The sequence below is a fragment of the Cupriavidus sp. WS genome, from assembly GCF_000395345.1.
Lineage (GTDB): Bacteria > Pseudomonadota > Gammaproteobacteria > Burkholderiales > Burkholderiaceae > Cupriavidus > Cupriavidus basilensis_B.
The window spans coordinates 1-2,481 of sequence record NZ_AQPL01000378.1 but is presented as its reverse complement, the minus strand read 5'-3'; the positions used below and the strand labels follow the sequence as shown (position 1 = coordinate 2,481).

General features: G+C 69.5%; 2 protein-coding genes. One reads left to right on the top strand and one right to left on the bottom strand.

Annotated features, from left to right (window positions below):
* The first annotated feature begins 92 nt into the window (after nt 1–92).
* Nucleotides 93–728, top strand: coding sequence for a TetR/AcrR family transcriptional regulator (locus K206_RS39455; RefSeq protein WP_063826889.1), 636 nt, complete (start codon nt 93–95; stop codon nt 726–728).
* Between the two features lie 62 nt (nt 729–790).
* On the opposite strand, the gene fumC is transcribed toward K206_RS39455, so the two are convergent.
* A complete protein-coding gene (gene fumC, locus K206_RS0127315; RefSeq protein WP_020205554.1) occupies nt 791–2,191 on the bottom strand; it encodes a class II fumarate hydratase in 1,401 nt (466 codons plus the stop codon).
* Nucleotides 2,192–2,481 lie beyond the last annotated feature (290 nt).

Below are 2,481 nucleotides of genomic sequence, written 5' to 3'. Positions count from 1 at the left end.
CCCCGCCGCGGCGGGGCCGGGGGCCGAGTTCGGTCATAATGGCGTATTCAGACAAGGAAACGTGTCCTCGTCGACCACGGAGAATCGATCCCATGCCTAGACCTCCATTGTTGAAGGAGGCCGCGCACAGCCACCTGGTACGGGCCGGGCTGAGAGCCTTCATGAAGGACGGCTTCAACGGCACGGGCGTGCGCGACATCGTGCAGGCGGCCAAGGTCCCCAACGGCTCGTTCTACTACTACTTCGAGAGCAAGGAAGCGCTCGCCGCCGCGGTGGTGGACCTCTATTCGGAACTCACCGCCAGGAAGCGCACCGAACTGTTGGTCGGCGACCGCTCCCTGCCGCCACTGGTGCGCGTGCGCAACTATCTGGAGCAATACGTCGAGTATTCCGGCATCGCCGGCTTTCGCCAGGGCTGCCTGCTCGGCGCGCTGACGCTGGAGATCGGCAACGCCAGCCCGGCGGTGCGCGAGCGCATCCGCGAGGCGTTCCGCAAATGGGAGGCGATGCTGCTCGAAGTCTTCGAGGAGGCCGAGGCGCGCGGCGACCTGCCCGCCGGGCTGGGCGCCGCGCAGGCCGCCGCGTTCACGCTCAACGGCTGGGAGGGCGCGCTGGTGCGCATGAAGGCCGAACGCAGCGTCGAGCCGTTGCGGCTGTTCGTCGACACCCTGTTCAAGGTGGTGCTGCGCGTGCCGGAAGACGCGCCCGGCGGCCGCGCGGCGCGCTAGGCTGGCGGCGGCCCGGGTCCATGCCCGGGGCCCATCCGCCCGCCGGCCGCCGCCTCAGGCGCTCAGGCGCTCGGGTGCGTCATCTCGATCGGCACGATCCAGCGCGCGTAGTCCGCCTCGCTCAGATAGCCCAGCGCCAGCGCCGCCGCCTTGAGCGTCAGCCCTTCCTTGTGCGCCTTCTTGGCGATGGCGGCGGCCTTGTCGTAGCCGATATGGCGGTTCAGCGCGGTCACCAGCATCAGGTTCTTGTCGAGGTTCTCGGCGATCTTCGGCAGGTTCGGCTCGATGCCGGCCGCGCAGTGGTCGTTGAAGGCCACGCTGGCGTCGGCGATCAGCTCGATGCTTTCCAGCACGTTGTGCACCATCACCGGCTTGTACACATTGAGCTGGAAGTTGCCCTGGCTGCCGGCGAAGGCGACCGTGGCGTCGTTGCCGAACACCTGCGCGCACACCATGGTCATGGCTTCGCACTGGGTCGGGTTGACCTTGCCCGGCATGATCGACGAGCCGGGCTCGTTCTCGGGGATGTTCAGCTCACCGATGCCGCAGCGCGGGCCGGAGGCCAGCCAGCGCACGTCGTTGGCCATCTTCATGAGCCCGCCGGAGAGCGTGCGCAGTGCCGCGGAGGTCTGCACCAGCGCGTCGTGCGCGGACAGCGCGAAGAATTTGTTGGGCGCGTCGACGAACGGGTGGCCGGTCAGCGTGGCGATATAGGCCGCGGCGCGCGCGCCGAAGCGCGGATGCGCGTTCAGGCCGGTGCCCACGGCGGTGCCGCCGATGGCCAGCTCCAGCAGGCCCGGCAGCGCGGCCCTGACCGCGTTCAGGCCGAAGTCGATCTGCGCCACCCAGGCGCTGATTTCCTGGCCGAGCGTGATCGGGGTGGCGTCCTGCAGGTGGGTGCGGCCGGTCTTGACGATGTCCTTGTAGGCGGCGGCCTTGGCCGCGAGCGTGTCGCGCAGCGCTTCCACCGCCGGCAGCAGCTTGGTGTGGATCTGTTCCACCACCGCGATGTGCATGGCGGTGGGGAAGGTGTCGTTGGAGCTCTGGCCGCGGTTGACGTGGTCGTTGGCGTGCACCGGCGTCTTGCTGCCGAGCTTGCCGCCGGCGATCTCGATGGCGCGGTTGGAGATCACTTCGTTGGCGTTCATGTTCGACTGCGTGCCGGAGCCGGTCTGGAACACCACCAGCGGGAAGTGGTCGTCGAGCTTGCCGGCGATGACCTCGTCGGCCGCCCGCACGATCAGCGCGGCGATGTCCCCGGGCAGTTCGCCGAGCTCCGCGTTGGCTTCGGCCGCGGCCCGCTTGAGGATGCCCAGCGCGCGGATGACCGGCCGTTGCCAGCGGAACCGACTCACACCGATCGGGAAATTGATGGTGGAGCGCTGCGTCTGCGCGCCCCAGTATCGGTCCGCGGGAACGTCGATGGCGCCCATCGAGTCGGTTTCGGAACGGAATTCGGACATCTGCGTTGCTCCCCTAGAAAGTGAACCCGGCGCGCCCCATGCCGTGGACGAGGGATTTCGTCCCGCGGTCCGCGCTGCCCGGAACAATAGCGCAGGTTGCCGCCGCCGGCACGCGTAGCCCGGCCGGCGGAAGGGGTAAGCGGGGAGGAGGAGGGGGCGCGAGCGGCGCCAGCGGCGCCGGGGCCACGTCCGCGGGCCGGCGTCCTCAGAACAGGCCGGTGGTGGGCGGCGGCTGGTCCTTGAGCAGCCACGCGCCGACCGCCGCCGCCTTCCACTGGCGGGGGGTGTGG